This is a genomic window from Streptomyces sp. WM6378, assembly GCF_001279695.1.
In the GTDB taxonomy this organism is placed as follows: domain Bacteria; phylum Actinomycetota; class Actinomycetes; order Streptomycetales; family Streptomycetaceae; genus Streptomyces.
In genome coordinates, this window is record NZ_LGDD01000293.1 from 1 (window position 1) to 16,771 (window position 16,771).

The following is a 16,771-nucleotide window of genomic DNA, read 5'->3' on the forward strand; positions in this document are numbered from 1 at the left end:
GCCCGCCCGCCCGTTGCTCGGCGTCGGATGAGCCGACCCCCTGGGGCTGCGCCCCAGACCCGCCGGGGAGCCTGGGCATGCAGGTACCCGCGGGCCGCATGTGGCTGGTCGCGCAGTTCCCCGCGCCCCTGTCGGGCACCCAGTGCCGCTGGTCGCGCCCGCGCGGCGGAGCCGCAGATGTCACAGCCCCGCGCCCCCAAACCCGCCTTCGGCCTCGGGCCGTGTCCGGCTGGTGGCGCAGTTCCCCGCGCCCCTGGCGGGGTTGGTCCTGGCAGGGTGGGCGAAACCCCCTACCCCGCCGCCGCCCCGATCGCCCCCTCCACGCTGGGGAACGCGAACTCGAAGCCCGCCGACAACAGCCGTGTCGGGAGGACGCGTTGGCTGGACAGGGCGTCTCCGGCCGCCTCGCCCACCGCGAGCCGCATCGCCGCCGCCGGGACGGGCAGGACGGCCGGGCGGTGCAGGGCCCGGGACATCGCCGCCGTCACCTCCCGGTTCGTCACCGGGGACGGTGCCGTCAGGTTCACCGGGCCGGACAGCTCCTCCGTGTCGACCAGGAACCGCAGCGCCGCCACCTCGTCGTGCAGGGCGATGAACGACCAGTACTGGCGCCCGCTCCCGAGCCGGCCCCCCAATCCCGCCCGGAACAGCGGGAACAGCTTCGCCCAGGCCCCGCCGTCGCGGGCCACCACCAGACCCGTACGCGCGAACACGGTCCGGATGCCCGCCTCCTCTGCCGGGGCCGCCGCCTCCTCCCACTCCACGCACACCGAGGCGAGGAAGCCGTCGCCCGGCGGCGCCGACTCGTCCACCGGACGGCCGCCCGTGTCGCCGTAGTAGCCGATCGCCGACCCGCTGACCAGCACCTTCGGCGGGGTGTCGAGCGAGGCCAGGGCCTCTGCTACCGCGGCCGTGCCGAGCACCCTGCTGTCCCGGATCTTCTTCTTGTACGCGGCCGTCCAGCGGTGGTCGGCCACCCCAGCCCCGGCCAGATGCACCACCGCCTCGCATCCCGCAAGGCCCGCCGCGTCCACGTACTGGCGCGCCGGATCCCACTCGACCTCGTCCGGCGCCTCGGCCTCGCGCCGTACGAGACGTAGCACCTCGTGCCCGTCCGCCCGCAGCGAGCGCACCAGCTCCGCACCGATCAGTCCTGTCGAACCCGTCACCGCGATCTTCATGGATCCCATCCTCGCGCCCCACCGCCCGCATGGCACAGTGGCCGCATGCCCGAGTCGTACACCCAGCCCAGTACTTCTCCCCCTCCGCTCATACGCCCGGCCCAGCGCTCCGACGGCGAGCCGCTGGGCGCGCTCACCCGGGACGCCTGGTCCCCGCTGCACTCCGTACAGCCGCGTCCGACAGCCCCGTACGGGCCCTTCTTCGACGAGCGGCACGAGCCCTCGCACTACCTCGTCGCGGAGACGGACGGCCAAATCGTCGGGTTCATCCGGCTGGTTCCGGCCACGGCGCTCGCCTGCAACCGGCACGTCCGGCAGATCCAGGGGCTCGAAGTCGCCGAAGCCGCGCGTGGCCGGGGCGTCGCGCGCGCCCTGCTGAGAGCCGCCTGCGACGCCTCCCGCCGCCAGGGCGCCACCCGCATCACCCTGCGCGTCCTCGGCCACAACGCCCCGGCCCGCGCCCTGTACGAGGCGGAGGGCTTCGCCGTCGAAGGCGTACTGCCCGGCGAGTTCCTCCTCGAAGGCGCGTACGTGGACGACGTCCTCATGGGCCGTTCCCTGATCGACAGCTGACGACCGACGACCGAACCTCCGAAAGCAGGGTCCCGTGTCTCACTCCAGCCCCTTGACCAATGCCGCCAAGGCCGCCGCGGACGCCGCCGGCATCGCCCTGCGCGGGCTCGACGCCATCCGCGCCGACCTCGCCGCCATCTACCGCGATCTGCACGCGCACCCCGAGCTGTCCTTCGCCGAGCACCGCACCGCCGCCGAAGTCGCCGACAGGGCAAGGGAGTTCGGCTGCGAGGTGACCGCCGGGGTCGGGCGCACCGGGGTCGTCGCCGTCCTGAGGAACGGGCCCGGGCCCACCGTGCTGCTCCGGGCCGACTTCGACGCGCTGCCGGTCAGGGAGCGGACCGGGCTCGACTACGCCTCCACCGTCGACGGGGTCATGCACGCCTGCGGGCACGACATGCACGTGACCTGCCTGCTCGGCGCGCTCAAGCTGCTCGCCGACTCCCGCTCGCTGTGGAGCGGCACCGTCCTCGGCGTCTTCCAGCCCGCCGAGGAGATCGCGCAGGGGGCGCGGGCCATGCTCGACGACGGGCTTTACGAGCGGTTCGGAACGCCCGACATCGTGCTCGGCCAGCACGTGGGCCCGTTCCCGGCCGGTCTGGTCGGCGCGCACGCGGGCCCCGCCTTCGCCGCCACCGACGGGCTCAAGGTCGTCATGTACGGCAAGGGGGCGCACGGTTCGCGGCCCGAGACGTCCGTCGACCCGGTGGTGATGGCGGCCTCGACCGTGCTGCGGCTCCAGACGATCGTCTCGCGCGAGATCCCCGGCGGCGAGACGGCCGTCGTGACCGTCGGCGCGCTGAACGCCGGGACCAAGGACAACATCATCCCGGACGAGGCCGAGCTGAAGATCAATATCCGGACGTACAAGGAGGACGTGCGGGCCAGGGTGCTTGCCGCCGTCGAGCGGATCGTGCGGGGCGAGGCCGCCGTCGCCGGGGCCGAGCGCGAGCCCGACATCACCGGGATCGACTCCTTCCCGGTGGTCGTCAACGACGCCGACGCGGTGGCGCGGACGATGGCCGCCGTCGGCGCGGTCATCGGCGACGACAAGGTGCTCGACCCGGGGCCGGTGACGGGCAGCGAGGACGTCGGCCTGTTCGGTACGGAGGTCGGGGTCCCGGTCTGCTATTGGCTGTTCGGAGGTGCGGACGCCGAGGCGTTCGGCGCCGCGCTCGCCGCCGGCACCCTCGACCAGGACATCCCCTCCAACCACTCGCCCTTCTTCGCCCCGCTGGTCGAACCCACCCTGACCACCGGCGTCACGGCCCTGACGACCGCGGCGCTGGCCTGGCTCGGCGAGGGCTGAGCGGGCTCAGCGGCCCAACAGGCGCATCCCGCCGGTGAGTTCGCGCAGGCAGCGCACCGCGAGCTCGGCGGGGGAGCCCGGGCCCGTGGCCGGGGCGTCGGTGGCGGACCACGCCTCTAGCGCCACCCGGATCGCGTCGGTGGCCGCGGCCGCCGCGAGGCGTACCTCCAGGGCGTCGGCCCCCGGCCCCGCGAGGCGGGCGAGCACGGGCAGCAGGCGCTCCTCGGAGTCCTGGTTCACCCGGTACCAGACCGCGCGCAGCGCCGCGTCGTGCTCGGCCGCGCGCAGCAGCCCCCGGGTCCACCTGAACTGCTCGGCCGCGTGCGCGTCGGGCACCGCGAGGGCCTCCCGGACGGCGACCTCCAGGGTCTTCGCGAGCGGGCCGGGCTCGGCCGCTTCGAGCAGCGCCCGCCAGCGTTCGGCGCCGCCCGAGAGCAGCGGGCCGACCGCGTCCTGCTTGGAGCGGAAGTAGCGGTAGAAGGTGCGCAGCGCGACCCCGGCGTGCCGGGCGATGGCCTCGGCGGTGGTGCCGTCGGGCCCGTGCTCGGCGAAGAGCGCGGCCGCGGCGCGGGCGATGTCGAGCTGGGTCGCCGCCTTGCGGCGCTCGGTGAGCGAGGTCTTGGGCGGGGGGACGGGCTGCGGTACTGGCTGGGTCACTTCGCAAGCGTACGCCCGGAGCCGGTTCGTCTGCATGGATTGACTTTATGGCAAAACGTGCCACTAAGGCGTACGGTGGAAACATCCACACGGAGTCCCTCACCGGCTCCCCCTGCGTCGAGAAAGCTGGACCGCGATGAGCGTGAACACCGTCACCGACCGCTACGAAGGACGCCGCGCGCTGGTCACCGGCGGTGGCTCCGGCATCGGGCAGGCCACCGTGCTGCGCCTGCTCGCCGAGGGCGGCCACGTCGTCGCCGCGGACGTCAGCGAGGCCGGCCTGAAGGACACCGCCGAGAAGGCGGGCGCCACCATCGGCCGGCTCACCACCCTCGTCGTCGACATAGCCGACGAGGACTCGGTGCGCGAGGGCGTCGCCGCTGCGGTCTCCGCGCTCGGCGGCCTGGACGTGCTGGTCAACGCGGCCGGCATCCTGCGCTCCTCGCACACCCATGAGACGAGCCTGGCCGACTTCAACAAGGTCGTCGCGGTCAACCTGACCGGCACCTTCCTGATGATCCGCGAGGCGATCCCGGCACTGCTCGAAGGCGACGGCGCGGCCGTCGTCAACTTCAGCTCGACCTCGGCGATGTTCGCCCACCCCTACATGGCGGCGTACGCGGCCAGCAAGGGCGGCATCCAGTCGATGACGCACGCGCTCGCCGCCGAGTACGGCAAGCGGGGCATCCGGTTCACCGCCGTGCAGCCCGGCTCGATCTCCTCCGGCATGACCGACGGAACCGGCGCCTCCAAGGCGAGCGTGGGCCCCGGCCTGCCCGCCGACGCCGACATGTCGCTCTTCATGAAGCTCGCCCCGGCCATCGGCCAGGGCTTCGCGGGCCCGGAGACGGTGGCATCCGTGGTCGCGATGCTGGCCAGCGACGACGGCCGCTTCATCACCGGTACCGAGATCCGCATCGACGGCGGAACGCACTACTGAGCCGATGGAGCCCGGGTGCCCCGCTGACCCGCCCGGCTCAGCCCGTCCCGAACCGCTCCCACAGGCGAGGGAAGCGGGCCGCCAGCGCCGCCTCGTCCTCGAAGTCCAGCGCGGTTCCCTGCGGCTCCTCGGACTGGCCCGGGATGCCCAGGTCCGGCGCCACGACGCCGGTGAGCTGCTCGTACGCCTCGTCCGCCGCGTAGCCGAGCTCCTCGCCGTCGCCGTCGACCTCCTCGTCGAACTCGCCGAGGAGGTCGGCGAGCGCGTCCGGGTCGTGCAGCGCGCCCTCGAAGACCTCGCGGCCCTGGCCGATCAGCCAGCAGCGGAAGTAGTCGAAGGCGTCGTCGCTGGCCCCGTCGAGCAGCACGGCCGCGGCGCCCCACAGGTCCCAGCGGTAGGCGCGGTTGTAGCGCGCCTCGAAGTGCCGGGCGAAGTCGAGCACGGAGTCGGGGTCGTACTGCAGCAGCCGCTCCACGAGCAGGTCGGCCTGTTCCTCGGGGTCGCCGTCGGCGGCCTCGCGGGTACGGTCGACGATCTCCCAGAACTCCGTCTCGTCCATCACGGAACCAGCATCGTGGGTAGGGGGAGGCGGCGCACGCGGAGCGGCGCTTTTCGTCCGGTTGCCGCTCCCGGCTCACCCCTGGCACACCTGTAGCCATTCGCTCGCCGCTCGCTCGCCATCCGTTCGTCACTCGTCGAGGGGCAGCGCGGTCGCGACCATCTCCCAGCGCGAGTCGAACCAGGTTTGCACCTGCTGGAACTCCGCGCGCTCCAGGGACCGCGCCCCGTTCCCTTCCAGCGTGGCCGGGAACAGGGTGTCGCTGTGCAGTTCGAGCACCTCTATGGCCTCGGCGTCGACGAGGATGCGGGTCCTGCGCAGGAAGTAGTAGCCGGTCAGCATCTGGCTGCCGTTGATGAGGTAGCGCTTCTCGCCGGGCACCGTCGGCAGGCTCCGGATCTCCACGGACACCGAGCCGACCGTGCCCTCCTCGGCCAGCTGGGTGAGCGAGTGGTGCAGCGCCTCCGTGTACATCCGGATGACCCGGCGAAGGCGTCGCAGCGGGCGCAGGTCCGACGGGTCGTCGAGGTGGCGCGGGTAGGGGTGGTGGGTGTCCAGATCCGGCACCAGGACCCGTACCCGGACCGACCGCGGGGCCGGCCGGTCGCCGAGCCGGATGAGTTCGGCCTGCTGCTGCACGGCGCGGGAGAGCTCCTCTGTGTGCAGCGACCAGACGTCAAGGGAGACATGGGGTGCCTCGAACGCGCGGGAAATGTAATAGACCAATGGCCGTCCGATGGCAGCCTGGCGGGCCACCACGGCGCCCCGGCCCCGCACCCCTTCCTCCAGGAGCCCCTCGTCGCGCAGCAGCTGGAGCGCCTTCTGTACGGTGCCGCGCCCGACGTCGAAACGGCGCATGAGCTGCTCCTGTTTGGGCAGCGCCTCGCCGGGCGCCCAGACACCGTTCTGGATGTCCTGGCGCAGCGCGTCGGCGACCGATCGGTAGCGGGGGGTCTCCCCGGCGTCGTCCGGGTCGGCCCCTGATATGTGGGTCGTCACCCAGCGAGGCTACAACTGGCGGTCAGCGCAGGACAGATGGCTGCGACAACCGGTCAACTAACCTTGTTGACCGGTTGGTTGAGGCAGTTGGCCGTCCAATTCCCCATTGGTATAGCTGTGTTGCCCAATATGCAGCGGGCTGACCATAGATGGCCACCATTCAGGCCGGGTAGGAGGAGGGAACACAATCGCCTGCCAATGAAGGTACCGAGCTCAGTACTTGCGGTCCGCGGCGGCGACAACCGGAGGAGGTGTTCCATGGGACTGGAGACGCGCGTGCAAATCGTCCTCGAACTGCTGTCGAACGCGGGTGTGGTGTCCCTGCTCGGCCCGTCGGGTCTGCTGGTGCTCGCCCTGGGCGTGCTGCTCGCGAAGGGCGGCGGTGGTGGTGGCGGCGCGGTCCGCCGGGAGCCGGGGCCGGTTCCGGCCGGGCCGCGCACGAACCTGGTGTGCGTGGCGGCCGTACTCCTGGTGCTCCTGCTGATCGCGGCGCTCTGAACGCGGCAGCCCGATCGCCCGAGCTCTGAACGCGGCAGTTCGACCGCCGGCCTCCGTGCGAGGTCGGCCGAAGGTGGCCCGCTCCGGATCCGGCTCAATTCGGGTCCATGGGGCGGGCGATGGTGTTCCACAGCGAGTCGAACCACTGCTGGGTCTGCTCGACATAGCTGCGGGTGACCTGGTCGTCGTCCACCACGGTGTGCCGGAAGAGCATGCCTTCCACGCCGAGCATGTCGTAGATCTCGATCGGGTTCCGGTCGAGATCCACCGTGCGCTCGGTCACCTGATAGTGGCCGGCGAGCACCTCGCGGCCGTTGAGGATGTAGACCTTCTGCGTCGGGGTGATCGACACCTTGCGGGCCTCGACCGTCACGTCCGGCACCAGGTCGCGGACCTTGAGCATGCGCAGCGAGTGCCGCAGCGATCCGTAGATGTGGTTGCTGGTGATCCGCAGCCGCTCCCGCGGCCGGCCGTTCTGCAGGTCGCCGATCACCTGGGGCAGGGCGAGCGGGGCCTCGGCGTCGGGCAGCAGGATGCGCACCGCCACCCGGCGCGGGCCCGAGCCCTCGGCCTGCACGGTGACCAGCGGGCCCGCGAGCGCGGAGGCCAGCGTCTCGCCATTGAGGCAGTACGCGTCGATGGTCACCTCCTCCTGGCGGAAGCACTGCGCCACCCGCTCGCCCAGGAAGATCCCCGCGGGCCGCGGCGAATGGCGGCGCGCGCCGGGCACCTCGCGCCGGTTGTTCGCGGGCGCCTGGATGGTCGCGGGGCGGGCCACGGTCGGCGGGGTGCCCTGTTGGGCCCGCCTGATCAGGCCTTCCCGCTCCAGGAGTTCGACGGCGCCGCGGACCGCGCCGCGCGGCACGGCGAACCGCTCGCTGAGCTGGGCCTGCGTCGGGATGTGCTCACCGACCCGAAGCTCACCGCCGGTGATGAGCGCACGCAAGCCGTCCGCGACCACATCCCGCGGACGACGCTGTCCATCGGTCGAAGCGCTGCTACCAGGCACGCCGCCAGCCTACAACTTCCTGCCAATGACGGCGAGTTGTCTGCCGGAAACCGTCAGTATCTGCCAATGCGGCCGGTTCACTCGTAGAGTTGGCGCATGGCGCGGGCCGCGTCGGCGAAGCGGTCGCGCAGCGCGGCGGGCTCCAGGACCTCCAACTCCGGCCCCAGTCCGAGCAGTTGGCCGTACGCGACGTCCTGCGACTCGACCGGCAGCGTGAGCGTCAGCCAGCCGTCCGCGTCCGGGCCCTCCCCCTTCTCCAGGGCCTCGCGCACCGCACCGCGGTCACCGGTGGCGTATGGCAGCCGGGCGGCTCCGGCGGGCGAGACCCGTACGACCACCGTCTCGCGGAGCACCGAGCGCGCGAACTCCTCGGCCCGGGCCTCCCAGAAGCGCGGCAGGTCGAAGTCCTCCTCGCGCACGAAGCGGTCCTCGCCGACCGCGACCGCGGTGCACCGGTCGAGCCGGTACACCCGGAAGCCGCCGCCCTCGTCGGCCGCCCGGGCGCACAGGTACCAGACGCCCGCCTTCAGGACCAGGCCGTACGGCTCCAGCTCGCGCTCCACCTCCGAGCGGCCCGGGCGCCGGTAGCCGATCCGGATCCCGCGGTCGTCCCAGACCGCCTCGGCGACGGCGGGCAGCAGTTCGGGGGTCTCGGGCTCCTGCCACCAGCCGGGGGCGTCCAGGTGGAAGCGCTGGGCGGCGGCGGACGGGGCGTCCTTGAGGGAGGGCAGCAGGGCCGCCGACACCTTCAGACGGGCGGCCGAGGCGGCGTCCTCAAGGCCCATCTCCCGCAGCGCGCCCGGCACTCCGGACAGGAACAGCACCTCGGCCTCGGAGCGGGCGAGGCCGGTCAGGCGGGTCCGGTACCCGCCGATCAGGCGGTACCCGCCGGCCCGGCCCCGGTCCGCGTACACCGGCACCCCGGCCTCGGCCAGCGCCTGCGCGTCCCGGGTCACGGTCCGCTCCGAGACCTCCAGCTCCCGGGCCAGCTCGGCGGCCGTCATGGCGGGCCGGGCCTGCAGCAGAAGCACCATCTTGATGAGCCGGGCAGCACGCATGTGTTCATGATGCCGCGTGGGGGGGGACTCGGGTTCGCCTTCGGGTGCGGGCCGTCCGTGGCTGGTCGCGCAGTTCCCCGCGCCCCTGTAGGGCACCCAGTGCCCGCGCCTACCGATGCGCCTCGTCCAGCGCGATGACCGAGAACACCCCGCCCTGCGGGTCCCGCAGGAGCGAGAACCGGCCCGGCGGGATGGTCGTGGGCGGCACATGGACCTCGCCCCCCAGCTCCCGCGCCTTCGCCGCGGTGGCGTCGCAGTCCTCGACCTCGACGTACACCATCCAGTGCGGCGGCACCTCCGGCGGGAAGTCCTCGTTCATCCGCATCATGCCGCCGAAGCTCTCGCCTTCGAGCGTCCATTCCGTGTACTCGGAGCCGCCGTACGGCTCGGTGTCGCAGCCCCAGCCGAAGACGGTCCGGTAGAAGGTCTTGGCCTGGTCCGAGTTCCGGGTCAGGAGCTCGAACCAGCACATGCTGTACGGCTTGTCGGCCACCCCGAAACCATTGTGCTCCTTGGGCTGCCAGACGCCGAAGACCGCGCCCTCGGGGTCGGTGAACACCGCGAGCCGGCCCGACTCGAAGACGTCCATGGGACCGGCCACGATCGAGCCGCCGTTGGCCGTCACCGCCGCGGCCGTCGCATCGGCCGAGTCGACCTGGTAGTAGGCCAGCCAGGCCACCGGCTGCCCCGGCGCCATGCAGGGCCCGTACCCGCCGACGTACTGGTCGCCGAGGAGGAACATCCCGTAGCCGCCCGCCTCCTCCATCGGCACGTCCGCGCCCCGCCAGCCGAAGAGCCCGCCGTAGAAGGCCTTGGCGGCGGCCACGTCGGTCGTCGACAGGTCGGCCCAGGCGGGCGCGGACGGGCGGTTGTAGATCTTCATGCGGTGCTCCCGGAACGGTGGCGCCCCCGGTCGACCATTCACGCACGCGTGCCCCGCCCCGGCAATCGGGACGGGGCACGCGTGCCTGCCGGATGAGGCCTACAGGCCGTAGCGCTCGCGCGCTTCCTTCACGGCCGTGACCGGGACCTCGCCGCGCTTGGCGAGCTGGGCCAGGGCCGCGACGACGATCGACTGGGCGTCGACGCCGAAGTGGCGGCGGGCCGCCTCGCGGGTGTCGGAGAGGCCGAAGCCGTCCGCGCCGAGCGAGGAGTAGTCCTGCTCGATCCACTGCGCGATCTGGTCCGGGACCTGGCGCATGTAGTCGGACACCGCGAGGACGGGGGAGTCCACGCCCTCAAGTGCCTTGCGGATGAAGGGAGTTCGCTCCTCGCCGCGCAGCAGGGCGGCGTCCGCCTCAAGGGCGTCACGGCGCAGCTCGGTCCAGGAGGTGGCGGACCACACGTCGGCGGCCACGCCCCACTCCTCGGCGAGCAGCTTCTGCGCTTCGAGCGTCCAGTGGATCGCCGTGCCGGAGCCCAGGAGCTGGATGCGGGAGGCGTTGACCGGGACGGTCAGCCCGGCCGTCTCCGCCGTGTTGAAGCGGTACAGGCCCTTGACGATGCCCTCGTCGATGCCCGCGGGCTTCGCCGGCTGCGGCATCGGCTCGTTGTAGACCGTCAGGTAGTAGAAGACGTCTCGGTCCTCGCCCGGGGCGGCCTCGCCGTACATGCGGCGCAGACCGTCCTTGACGATGGCCGCGACCTCGTAGGCGAAGGCCGGGTCGTACGACATCGCCGCCGGGTTGGTGGCCGCGATCACCGGGGAGTGGCCGTCGGCGTGCTGGAGGCCCTCACCGGTCAGCGTGGTGCGGCCGGCGGTGGCGCCCACCAGGAAGCCGCGGCCGAGCTGGTCGCCGAGCTGCCACATCTGGTCGGCCGTGCGCTGCCAGCCGAACATCGAGTAGAAGATGTAGAACGGGATCATCGCTTCGCCGTGCGTGGCGTACGCGGACGACGCGGCGATGAAGTCGGCCATCGAGCCGGCCTCGGTGATGCCCTCGTTGAGGATCTGGCCGTCCTTGGCCTCGCGGTAGTACATCAGCTGGTCGCGGTCGACCGGCTCGTACGTCTGGCCCTTGGGTGAGTAGATGCCGAGCGAGGGGAACAGCGACTCCATGCCGAAGGTGCGGGCCTCGTCCGGGACGATCGGGACCCAGCGCTTGCCGGTCGTCTTGTCGCGGATCAGGTCCTTCATCAGCCGGACGAACGCCATGGTGGTGGCCATGGACTGCTGGCCGGAGCCCTTGTCGAAGGCCGCGAACGACTTGTCGGCCGGGGCCGGCAGCGGGGCGATCGCGTGGCTGCGGCGGGCCGGGGCCGGGCCGCCGAGCGCCGCGCGGCGCTCCTGGAGGTAGCGGACCTCGGGGGAGTCGGCGCCCGGGTGGCCGTAGGGAACGACACCGTCGACGAACTGGGCGTCGGAGATGGGGAGTTCAAGAAGGTCACGCATGTTCTTGAACTCGTCGTTCGTGAGCTTCTTCATCTGGTGGTTCGCGTTCTTGGACGCGAAGCCGTCACCGAGGGTGAAGCCCTTGACGGTCTGCGCCAGGATCACGGTCGGCGCGCCCTTGTGGGACAGGGCGGCCTTGTAGGCGGCGTACACCTTGCGCGGCTCGTGGCCACCGCGCGACAGGTGGAAGCACTCCAGGATCTTGTCGTCCGAGAGCAGCTTCGCCATCTCGACGAGCGCCGGGTCCTTGCCGAAGAAGTCCTCGCGGATGTAGGCCGCGTCACGCGTCTGGTACGTCTGCACCTGGGCGTCGGGAACCTCGCGCAGGCGGCGGACCAGGGCGCCGGTGGTGTCGAGCTGGAAGAGCTCGTCCCAGGCGCCGCCCCACAGCGACTTCACGACGTTCCAGCCGGCGCCGCGGAACTGGGCCTCCAGCTCCTGAACGATCTTGAAGTTGGCGCGGACCGGGCCGTCGAGGCGCTGCAGGTTGCAGTTGATGACGAAGGTCAGGTTGTCCAGGCCCTCGCGGCTCGCGAGCGCGAGGGCCGCCGTCGACTCGGGCTCGTCCATCTCGCCGTCACCGAGGAACGCCCACACGTGGGAGTTCGAGACGTCCTTGATGTTCCGGTTGGTGAGGTACCGGTTGAAGCGCGCCTGGTAGATGGCGGAGAGCGGACCGAGTCCCATGGAGACGGTCGGGAACTCCCACAGCCAGGGCAGGCGGCGCGGGTGCGGGTAGGAGGGCAGGCCGTCGCCCGCGGACTCCTGGCGGAACTTGTCGAGGTGCGCCTCGGTGAGGCGGCCGTCGAGGAAGGCGCGGGCGTAGATGCCGGGCGAGGCGTGGCCCTGGATGTAGAGCTGGTCGCCGGAGCCGTCGCCCTCCTTGCCGCGGAAGAAGTGGTTGAAGCCGGTCTCGTACAGCCAGGCCGCGGACGCGAAGGTCGCGATGTGGCCGCCGACGCCGTACTTCGAGCCGCGGGTCACCATGGCGGCCGCGTTCCAGCGGTTCCACGCGGTGATCCGGCGCTCCATCTCCTCGTCGCCGTCGATGGCGGGCTCGGAGGAGGAGGGGATGGTGTTGACGTAGTCCGTCTCCAGCAGCTTGGGCAGGGCCAGGCCCGCCCCTTCGGCGTGCTGCAGCGTGCGGCGCATCAGATACGCGGCCCGGTGCGGGCCGGCGGCCTTGGCGACGGCATCGAGGGAGGCCGCCCATTCGGCGGTCTCCTCGGTGTCACGGTCCGGGAGCTGGTCGAGCTCGCTCGGAAACTTGGCTACGGGGTCGATCATGATCGCCGCCTTCCGGACAGGAGGGGGGTGGAGAAAAGGGGGCCTTTGTCTGGCAGGACGGGGCCTTGGACCGGTGAGTCCGCCGTCGACTGTAAGCCGCCGATCGATGATCGATCAAAGTGCGGAGCCAAAAACTTCTTCGAATCGCGAAAGTCGGCACAGGGTGCCGCGAAAATGGGCACCGGGTGCCTTGCTTTTGAAGGAGTCCCGGTCCCCTGCCGTGCAGGTCAGGCGCTACGCGGCGCGCACCCCAGGACATGGGCCTTCACCAGCGCCCCGATGGCCGGATCCCGCCGCCGGAACGCGGCGACCAGGTCCTCGTGCTCCTCGGCGTAGGACTTCTGGACGGTGCCGAGCCAGCGGATGGACAGCGCCGTGAACACCTCGATTCCGAGGCCTTCCCATGTGTGCAACAGCACACTGTTGTCGGCCGCCCGCACCAGCTCCCGGTGGAATCCGACGGTGTGTCGCACCTGCGCGGTGCCGTCGGCCGCCCGGTCCGCCTCGTACAGCGCGGCCACGTGCGGCTCAAGGGTCGAGCAGTCCTCGGCGAGCCGCTCGGCCGCCAGCTCGGCCGCGATCTGCTCCAGACCGGCCCGCACCGGGTAGCTCTCCTCCAGGTCGGCCGCGGTCAGGTTCCGCACCCGTACGCCCTTGTTGGGCGCCGACTCGATGAGGCGCAGGCTCTCCAGCTCCCGCAGCGCCTCGCGCACCGGCGTCTGGCTGACCTGCAGCTCCACCGCGATGCGCCGCTCCACGATCCGCTCACCTGGCTTCCAGCGCCCGCTGACGATCCCCTCCACGATGTGCTCGCGGATCTGCTCGCGCAGCGAGTGGACGACGGGCACGGTCATGAGGGCTCCTCCAAGGGGGCGGTGACCCCCAAACAATACGGCCGCGCCCCCGTCCGGAAGTGTCCGAACGGGGGCGCGGCCGCTGGTGAGACGAGTCTTACAACCGCCCCACGGTGCCTCTGGGAGCCTTACAGGCCGAGCTCGACCTCGAACTCGCCGGCCTCCAGGATCGCCTTGACGGCGGTCAGGTAGCGGGCCGCGTCGGCGCCGTCCACCAGACGGTGGTCGTAGGAGAGCGACAGGTACGTCATGTCGCGGACGCCGATGACGGTGCCCTCGGCGGTCTCGATGACCGCCGGACGCTTGACGGTGGCGCCGATGCCCAGGATGGCGACCTGGTTCGGCGGCACGATGACCGTGTCGAACAGCGCACCGCGCGAGCCGGTGTTGCTGATGGTGAAGGTCGCGCCGGACAGCTCGTCCGGGGTGATCTTGTTGGCGCGGACCTTGCCGGCCAGGTCGGCCGTGGCCTTGGAGATGCCGGCGATGTTCAGGTCGCCCGCACCCTTGATGACCGGGGTCATCAGACCCTTCTCGGAGTCGACGGCGATGCCGATGTTCTCCGAGTCGAAGTACGTGATGGTGCCCTCGTCCTCGTTGATCCGGGCGTTGATGACCGGGTGGGCCTTCAGCGCCTGGGCCGCCGCCTTCACGAAGAACGGCATCGGGGACAGCTTGACGCCCTCACGGGCGGCGAAGGAGTCCTTCGCCTGGCCGCGCAGCTTCATCAGCTTGGTGATGTCGACCTCGACGACCGAGGTCAGCTGGGCCTGCGAGTGCAGGGCCTTCATCATGTTGTCGCCGATGACCTTGCGCATGCGGGTCATCTTGACCGTCTGGCCGCGCAGCGGGGACGCCTCGACGGACGGGGCGGCCTTCTTCGCGGCGGGAGCGGCGGCCGGGGCGGGAGCCTTGGCGGCCTCCGCGGCGGCGATGACGTCCTGCTTGCGGATGCGGCCGCCGACGCCGGTGCCCTTGACCGCGCCCAGGTCCACACCGGACTCGGAGGCGAGCTTGCGGACCAGCGGCGTGACGTACGCACCGTCGTCACCGGAGGTGGCGGCGGGAGCCGGAGCCGGGGTGACCGGAGCCGGGGTGACCGGAGCCGGAGCCGGAGCCGGGGCGGCCACGGGAGCCGGAGCGGCGGGCGCGGCCGGAGCCGGGGCGGCCGGAGCAGCCACGGGGGCCGGAGCCGGAGCCGGGGCGGGCGCCGGAGTGGCGGCCGGGGCCGGAGCCGCCGGAGCCGGGGCGGCGGCCGGAGCAGCGCCCGGGGCACCGATGACGGCGAGCTTGGCGCCGACCTCGGCGGTCTCGTCCTCGGCGACCACGATCTCCAGGAGCACACCGGCGACCGGGGCGGGGATCTCGGTGTCGACCTTGTCGGTGGAGACCTCAAGGAGCGGCTCGTCCTCGGCCACCTCCTCGCCGACCTCCTTGAGCCAGCGCGTGACGGTGCCCTCGGTCACGCTCTCGCCGAGCGCGGGGAGGACGACGTCGGTGCCGGAGGCGCCACCGGCGGCCGGGGCGGCCGGAGCAGCGGCGGCCGGAGCCGGAGCGGCGGGGGCCTCGGCGACCGGAGCGGCCGGGGCGGGGGCGGCGACCGGCTCGGCGGCCGCAGCGGGCTGGGCGGCGGCAGCGGGCGCGCCCGTGCCGTCGTCGATGATGGCGAGCTCGGCGCCGACCTCGACGGTCTCGTCCTCGGCCACCTTGATGGAGGCCAGGATGCCGGAGGCGGGGGCGGGGATCTCGGTGTCGACCTTGTCGGTCGAGACTTCGAGCAGCGGCTCGTCGGCCTCGACGCGCTCGCCCTCGGCCTTCAGCCAGCGGGTGACGGTGCCCTCGGTGACGCTCTCGCCGAGCGCCGGAAGGGTTACGGAAACCGACATGGTTTCGGTTGCTCCTTACGAATTGCGGAAGTGGTCGTCGCGCCCGAGGGGCTGTTAGTCGTGGGAGTGCAGCGGCTTGCCGGCCAGCGCCAGGTGGGCCTCGCCGAGCGCCTCGTTCTGCGTCGGGTGCGCGTGGATGAGCTGCGCGACCTCGGCAGGCAGGGCCTCCCAGTTGTAGATCAGCTGGGCTTCGCCGACCTGCTCGCCCATACGGTCACCGACCATGTGGACGCCGACCACGGCGCCGTCCTTGACCTGGACGAGCTTGATCTCGCCCGCGGTCTTGAGGATCTTGCTCTTGCCGTTGCCCGCGAGGTTGTACTTCAGAGCGACGACCTTGTCCGCACCGTAGATCTCCTTGGCCTTGGCCTCGGTGATGCCCACGGAGGCGACCTCGGGGTGGCAGTACGTCACCCGGGGCACGCCGTCGTAGTCGATCGGGACGGTCTTGAGACCGGCCAGACGCTCCGCCACCAGGATGCCCTCGGCGAAGCCGACGTGCGCGAGCTGGAGCGTCGGGACCAGGTCACCGACGGCGGAGATGGTGGGCACGTTGGTGCGCATGTACTCGTCGACCAGGACGTAGCCGCGGTCCATCGCGACGCCCTGCTCCTCGTAGCCGAGGCCCTGGGAGACCGGGCCGCGGCCGATGGCGACGAGGAGGACCTCGGCCTCGAACTCCTTGCCGTCGGCCAGCGTGACCTTCACACCGTTGGCGGTGTACTCGGCCTTCTGGAAGAAGGTGCCCAGGTTGAACTTGATGCCGCGCTTGCGGAACGCGCGCTCCAGGATCTTCGAGCTGTTCTCGTCCTCGACCGGCACGAGGTGCTTGAGGCCCTCGATGACCGTGACGTCGGTGCCGAAGGACTTCCACGCCGAGGCGAACTCGACGCCGATGACGCCGCCGCCCAGGATGATCGCGGACTGCGGGACGCGGTCCAGGGTCAGCGCGTGGTCGGAGGAGATGATGCGGTTGCCGTCGATCTCCAGGCCCGGCAGCGACTTCGGCACGGAGCCGGTCGCGAGCAGGACGTGGCGGCCCTGGATGCGCTGGCCGTTGACGTCCACGGAGGTCGGGGAGGACAGGCGGCCCTCGCCCTCGATGTAGGTCACCTTGCGGGAGGCGACCAGGCCCTGCAGACCCTTGTACAGGCCCGAGATGACCTCGTCCTTGTACGCGTGGACCGCGTTGATGTCGATGCCCTCGAAGGTCGCCTTGACGCCGAACTGGCCGGCCTCGCGCGCCTGGTCGGCGATCTCGCCGGCGTGCAGCAGGGCCTTCGTGGGGATGCAGCCGTTGTGCAGGCAGGTGCCGCCGAGCTTGTTCTTCTCGATCAGTGCGACGTCCAGGCCCAGCTGCGCTCCGCGCAGGGCCGCGGCGTAGCCGCCACTGCCACCGCCGAGGATCACTAGGTCGAAAACGGTGCTGGCGTCGTTCGCCACGTCACGTCCTCCATGCATGTGCGCCGGGCGCGGTCGTCGATGACCGGCGGCGGCTGGTGTTCGGCCGCTTGTCTTCGGCCCTGTGGTGGGGGCCCTGTCCTGCCGAGAACCCATCTTCGCACTTGT

At 71.7% G+C, this 16,771-nt stretch carries 15 protein-coding genes; 4 read left to right on the top strand and 11 right to left on the bottom strand.

Features of this window, described 5'->3' with window-relative positions:
• Positions 1–290 precede the first annotated feature (290 nt).
• Entirely contained in the window at positions 291–1,190 is a 900-nt protein-coding gene (locus ADK54_RS23500; protein WP_053727670.1) for a TIGR01777 family oxidoreductase, read from the bottom strand.
• 36 nt (positions 1,191–1,226) lie between these two features.
• Between ADK54_RS23500 and ADK54_RS23505 the strand changes: the two genes are divergently transcribed.
• Together ADK54_RS23505 and ADK54_RS23510 are read left to right on the top strand one after the other, a co-directional pair.
• Positions 1,227–1,754, top strand: a complete 528-nt coding sequence (locus ADK54_RS23505) for a GNAT family N-acetyltransferase (RefSeq protein WP_053727671.1) — start codon at positions 1,227–1,229, stop codon at positions 1,752–1,754.
• Positions 1,755–1,845: 91 nt separating this feature from the next.
• Positions 1,846–3,063, top strand: coding sequence for an amidohydrolase (locus ADK54_RS23510; RefSeq protein ID WP_420717363.1), 1,218 nt, complete (start codon positions 1,846–1,848; stop codon positions 3,061–3,063).
• 6 nt (positions 3,064–3,069) lie between these two features.
• Here the strand turns inward: ADK54_RS23510 and ADK54_RS23515 are convergent, their stop codons facing one another.
• The gene (locus tag ADK54_RS23515; RefSeq protein ID WP_078966568.1) at positions 3,070–3,756 is read right to left on the bottom strand and encodes a TetR/AcrR family transcriptional regulator; all 687 of its coding nucleotides are present in this window, start codon (positions 3,754–3,756) and stop codon (positions 3,070–3,072) included.
• 100 nt (positions 3,757–3,856) lie between these two features.
• Here ADK54_RS23515 and ADK54_RS23520 point away from each other — a divergent pair, with 100 nt between their 5' ends.
• Positions 3,857–4,660, top strand: a complete 804-nt coding sequence (locus tag ADK54_RS23520) for an SDR family NAD(P)-dependent oxidoreductase (RefSeq protein WP_053727673.1) — start codon at positions 3,857–3,859, stop codon at positions 4,658–4,660.
• Positions 4,661–4,697: 37 nt separating this feature from the next.
• Here ADK54_RS23520 and ADK54_RS23525 read toward each other — a convergent pair whose 3' ends face one another.
• The gene (locus ADK54_RS23525) at positions 4,698–5,219 is read right to left on the bottom strand and encodes a DUF4240 domain-containing protein (RefSeq protein ID WP_053727674.1); all 522 of its coding nucleotides are present in this window, start codon (positions 5,217–5,219) and stop codon (positions 4,698–4,700) included.
• Between the two features lie 129 nt (positions 5,220–5,348).
• Positions 5,349–6,218 carry a winged helix-turn-helix domain-containing protein gene (locus ADK54_RS23530; protein ID WP_053727675.1) on the bottom strand — a complete coding sequence of 290 codons (870 nt, stop codon included), beginning with the start codon at positions 6,216–6,218 and terminating at the stop codon, positions 5,349–5,351.
• 258 nt (positions 6,219–6,476) lie between these two features.
• Here ADK54_RS23530 and ADK54_RS23535 point away from each other — a divergent pair, with 258 nt between their 5' ends.
• The gene (locus tag ADK54_RS23535) at positions 6,477–6,716 is read left to right on the top strand and encodes a hypothetical protein (protein ID WP_053727676.1); all 240 of its coding nucleotides are present in this window, start codon (positions 6,477–6,479) and stop codon (positions 6,714–6,716) included.
• Positions 6,717–6,810: 94 nt separating this feature from the next.
• Here the strand turns inward: ADK54_RS23535 and ADK54_RS23540 are convergent, their stop codons facing one another.
• The 7 genes from ADK54_RS23540 to lpdA all read right to left on the bottom strand — a co-directional run bounded on the left by ADK54_RS23540 (position 6,811) and on the right by lpdA (position 16,645).
• Positions 6,811–7,725: a GntR family transcriptional regulator gene (locus ADK54_RS23540; RefSeq protein ID WP_063802042.1), complete on the bottom strand. Its 915-nt coding sequence runs from the start codon at positions 7,723–7,725 to the stop codon at positions 6,811–6,813.
• A 77-nt stretch (positions 7,726–7,802) separates the two neighbouring features.
• The gene (locus ADK54_RS23545; protein WP_053727678.1) at positions 7,803–8,783 is read right to left on the bottom strand and encodes a helix-turn-helix transcriptional regulator; all 981 of its coding nucleotides are present in this window, start codon (positions 8,781–8,783) and stop codon (positions 7,803–7,805) included.
• A 109-nt stretch (positions 8,784–8,892) separates the two neighbouring features.
• Positions 8,893–9,666 carry a VOC family protein gene (locus tag ADK54_RS23550; RefSeq protein ID WP_053727679.1) on the bottom strand — a complete coding sequence of 258 codons (774 nt, stop codon included), beginning with the start codon at positions 9,664–9,666 and terminating at the stop codon, positions 8,893–8,895.
• Between the two features lie 99 nt (positions 9,667–9,765).
• A complete protein-coding gene (gene aceE, locus ADK54_RS23555; RefSeq protein WP_053727680.1) occupies positions 9,766–12,462 on the bottom strand; it encodes a pyruvate dehydrogenase (acetyl-transferring), homodimeric type in 2,697 nt (898 codons plus the stop codon).
• Positions 12,463–12,689: 227 nt separating this feature from the next.
• The gene (locus ADK54_RS23560) at positions 12,690–13,316 is read right to left on the bottom strand and encodes a GntR family transcriptional regulator (RefSeq protein WP_053727681.1); all 627 of its coding nucleotides are present in this window, start codon (positions 13,314–13,316) and stop codon (positions 12,690–12,692) included.
• A 128-nt stretch (positions 13,317–13,444) separates the two neighbouring features.
• A complete protein-coding gene (gene sucB / locus ADK54_RS23565; RefSeq protein WP_053727682.1) occupies positions 13,445–15,202 on the bottom strand; it encodes a 2-oxoglutarate dehydrogenase, E2 component, dihydrolipoamide succinyltransferase in 1,758 nt (585 codons plus the stop codon).
• Between the two features lie 54 nt (positions 15,203–15,256).
• On the bottom strand, positions 15,257–16,645 hold the full coding sequence (gene lpdA / locus ADK54_RS23570) for a dihydrolipoyl dehydrogenase (protein ID WP_053727683.1): 1,389 nt from the start codon (positions 16,643–16,645) through the stop codon (positions 15,257–15,259).
• Positions 16,646–16,771 lie beyond the last annotated feature (126 nt).

Coding starts and splice junctions, on each gene's coding strand:
- ADK54_RS23500 (WP_053727670.1), bottom strand. CDS start 1,190: ATGGGATCCATGAAGATCGCGGTGACGGGTTCGACAGGACTGATCGGT.
- ADK54_RS23505 (WP_053727671.1), top strand. CDS start 1,227: ATGCCCGAGTCGTACACCCAGCCCAGTACTTCTCCCCCTCCGCTCATA.
- ADK54_RS23515 (WP_078966568.1), bottom strand. CDS start 3,756: ATGCAGACGAACCGGCTCCGGGCGTACGCTTGCGAAGTGACCCAGCCA.
- ADK54_RS23520 (WP_053727673.1), top strand. CDS start 3,857: ATGAGCGTGAACACCGTCACCGACCGCTACGAAGGACGCCGCGCGCTG.
- ADK54_RS23525 (WP_053727674.1), bottom strand. CDS start 5,219: ATGGACGAGACGGAGTTCTGGGAGATCGTCGACCGTACCCGCGAGGCC.
- ADK54_RS23535 (WP_053727676.1), top strand. CDS start 6,477: ATGGGACTGGAGACGCGCGTGCAAATCGTCCTCGAACTGCTGTCGAAC.
- ADK54_RS23545 (WP_053727678.1), bottom strand. CDS start 8,783: ATGCGTGCTGCCCGGCTCATCAAGATGGTGCTTCTGCTGCAGGCCCGG.
- ADK54_RS23550 (WP_053727679.1), bottom strand. CDS start 9,666: ATGAAGATCTACAACCGCCCGTCCGCGCCCGCCTGGGCCGACCTGTCG.
- aceE (WP_053727680.1), bottom strand. CDS start 12,462: ATGATCGACCCCGTAGCCAAGTTTCCGAGCGAGCTCGACCAGCTCCCG.
- ADK54_RS23560 (WP_053727681.1), bottom strand. CDS start 13,316: ATGACCGTGCCCGTCGTCCACTCGCTGCGCGAGCAGATCCGCGAGCAC.
- sucB (WP_053727682.1), bottom strand. CDS start 15,202: ATGTCGGTTTCCGTAACCCTTCCGGCGCTCGGCGAGAGCGTCACCGAG.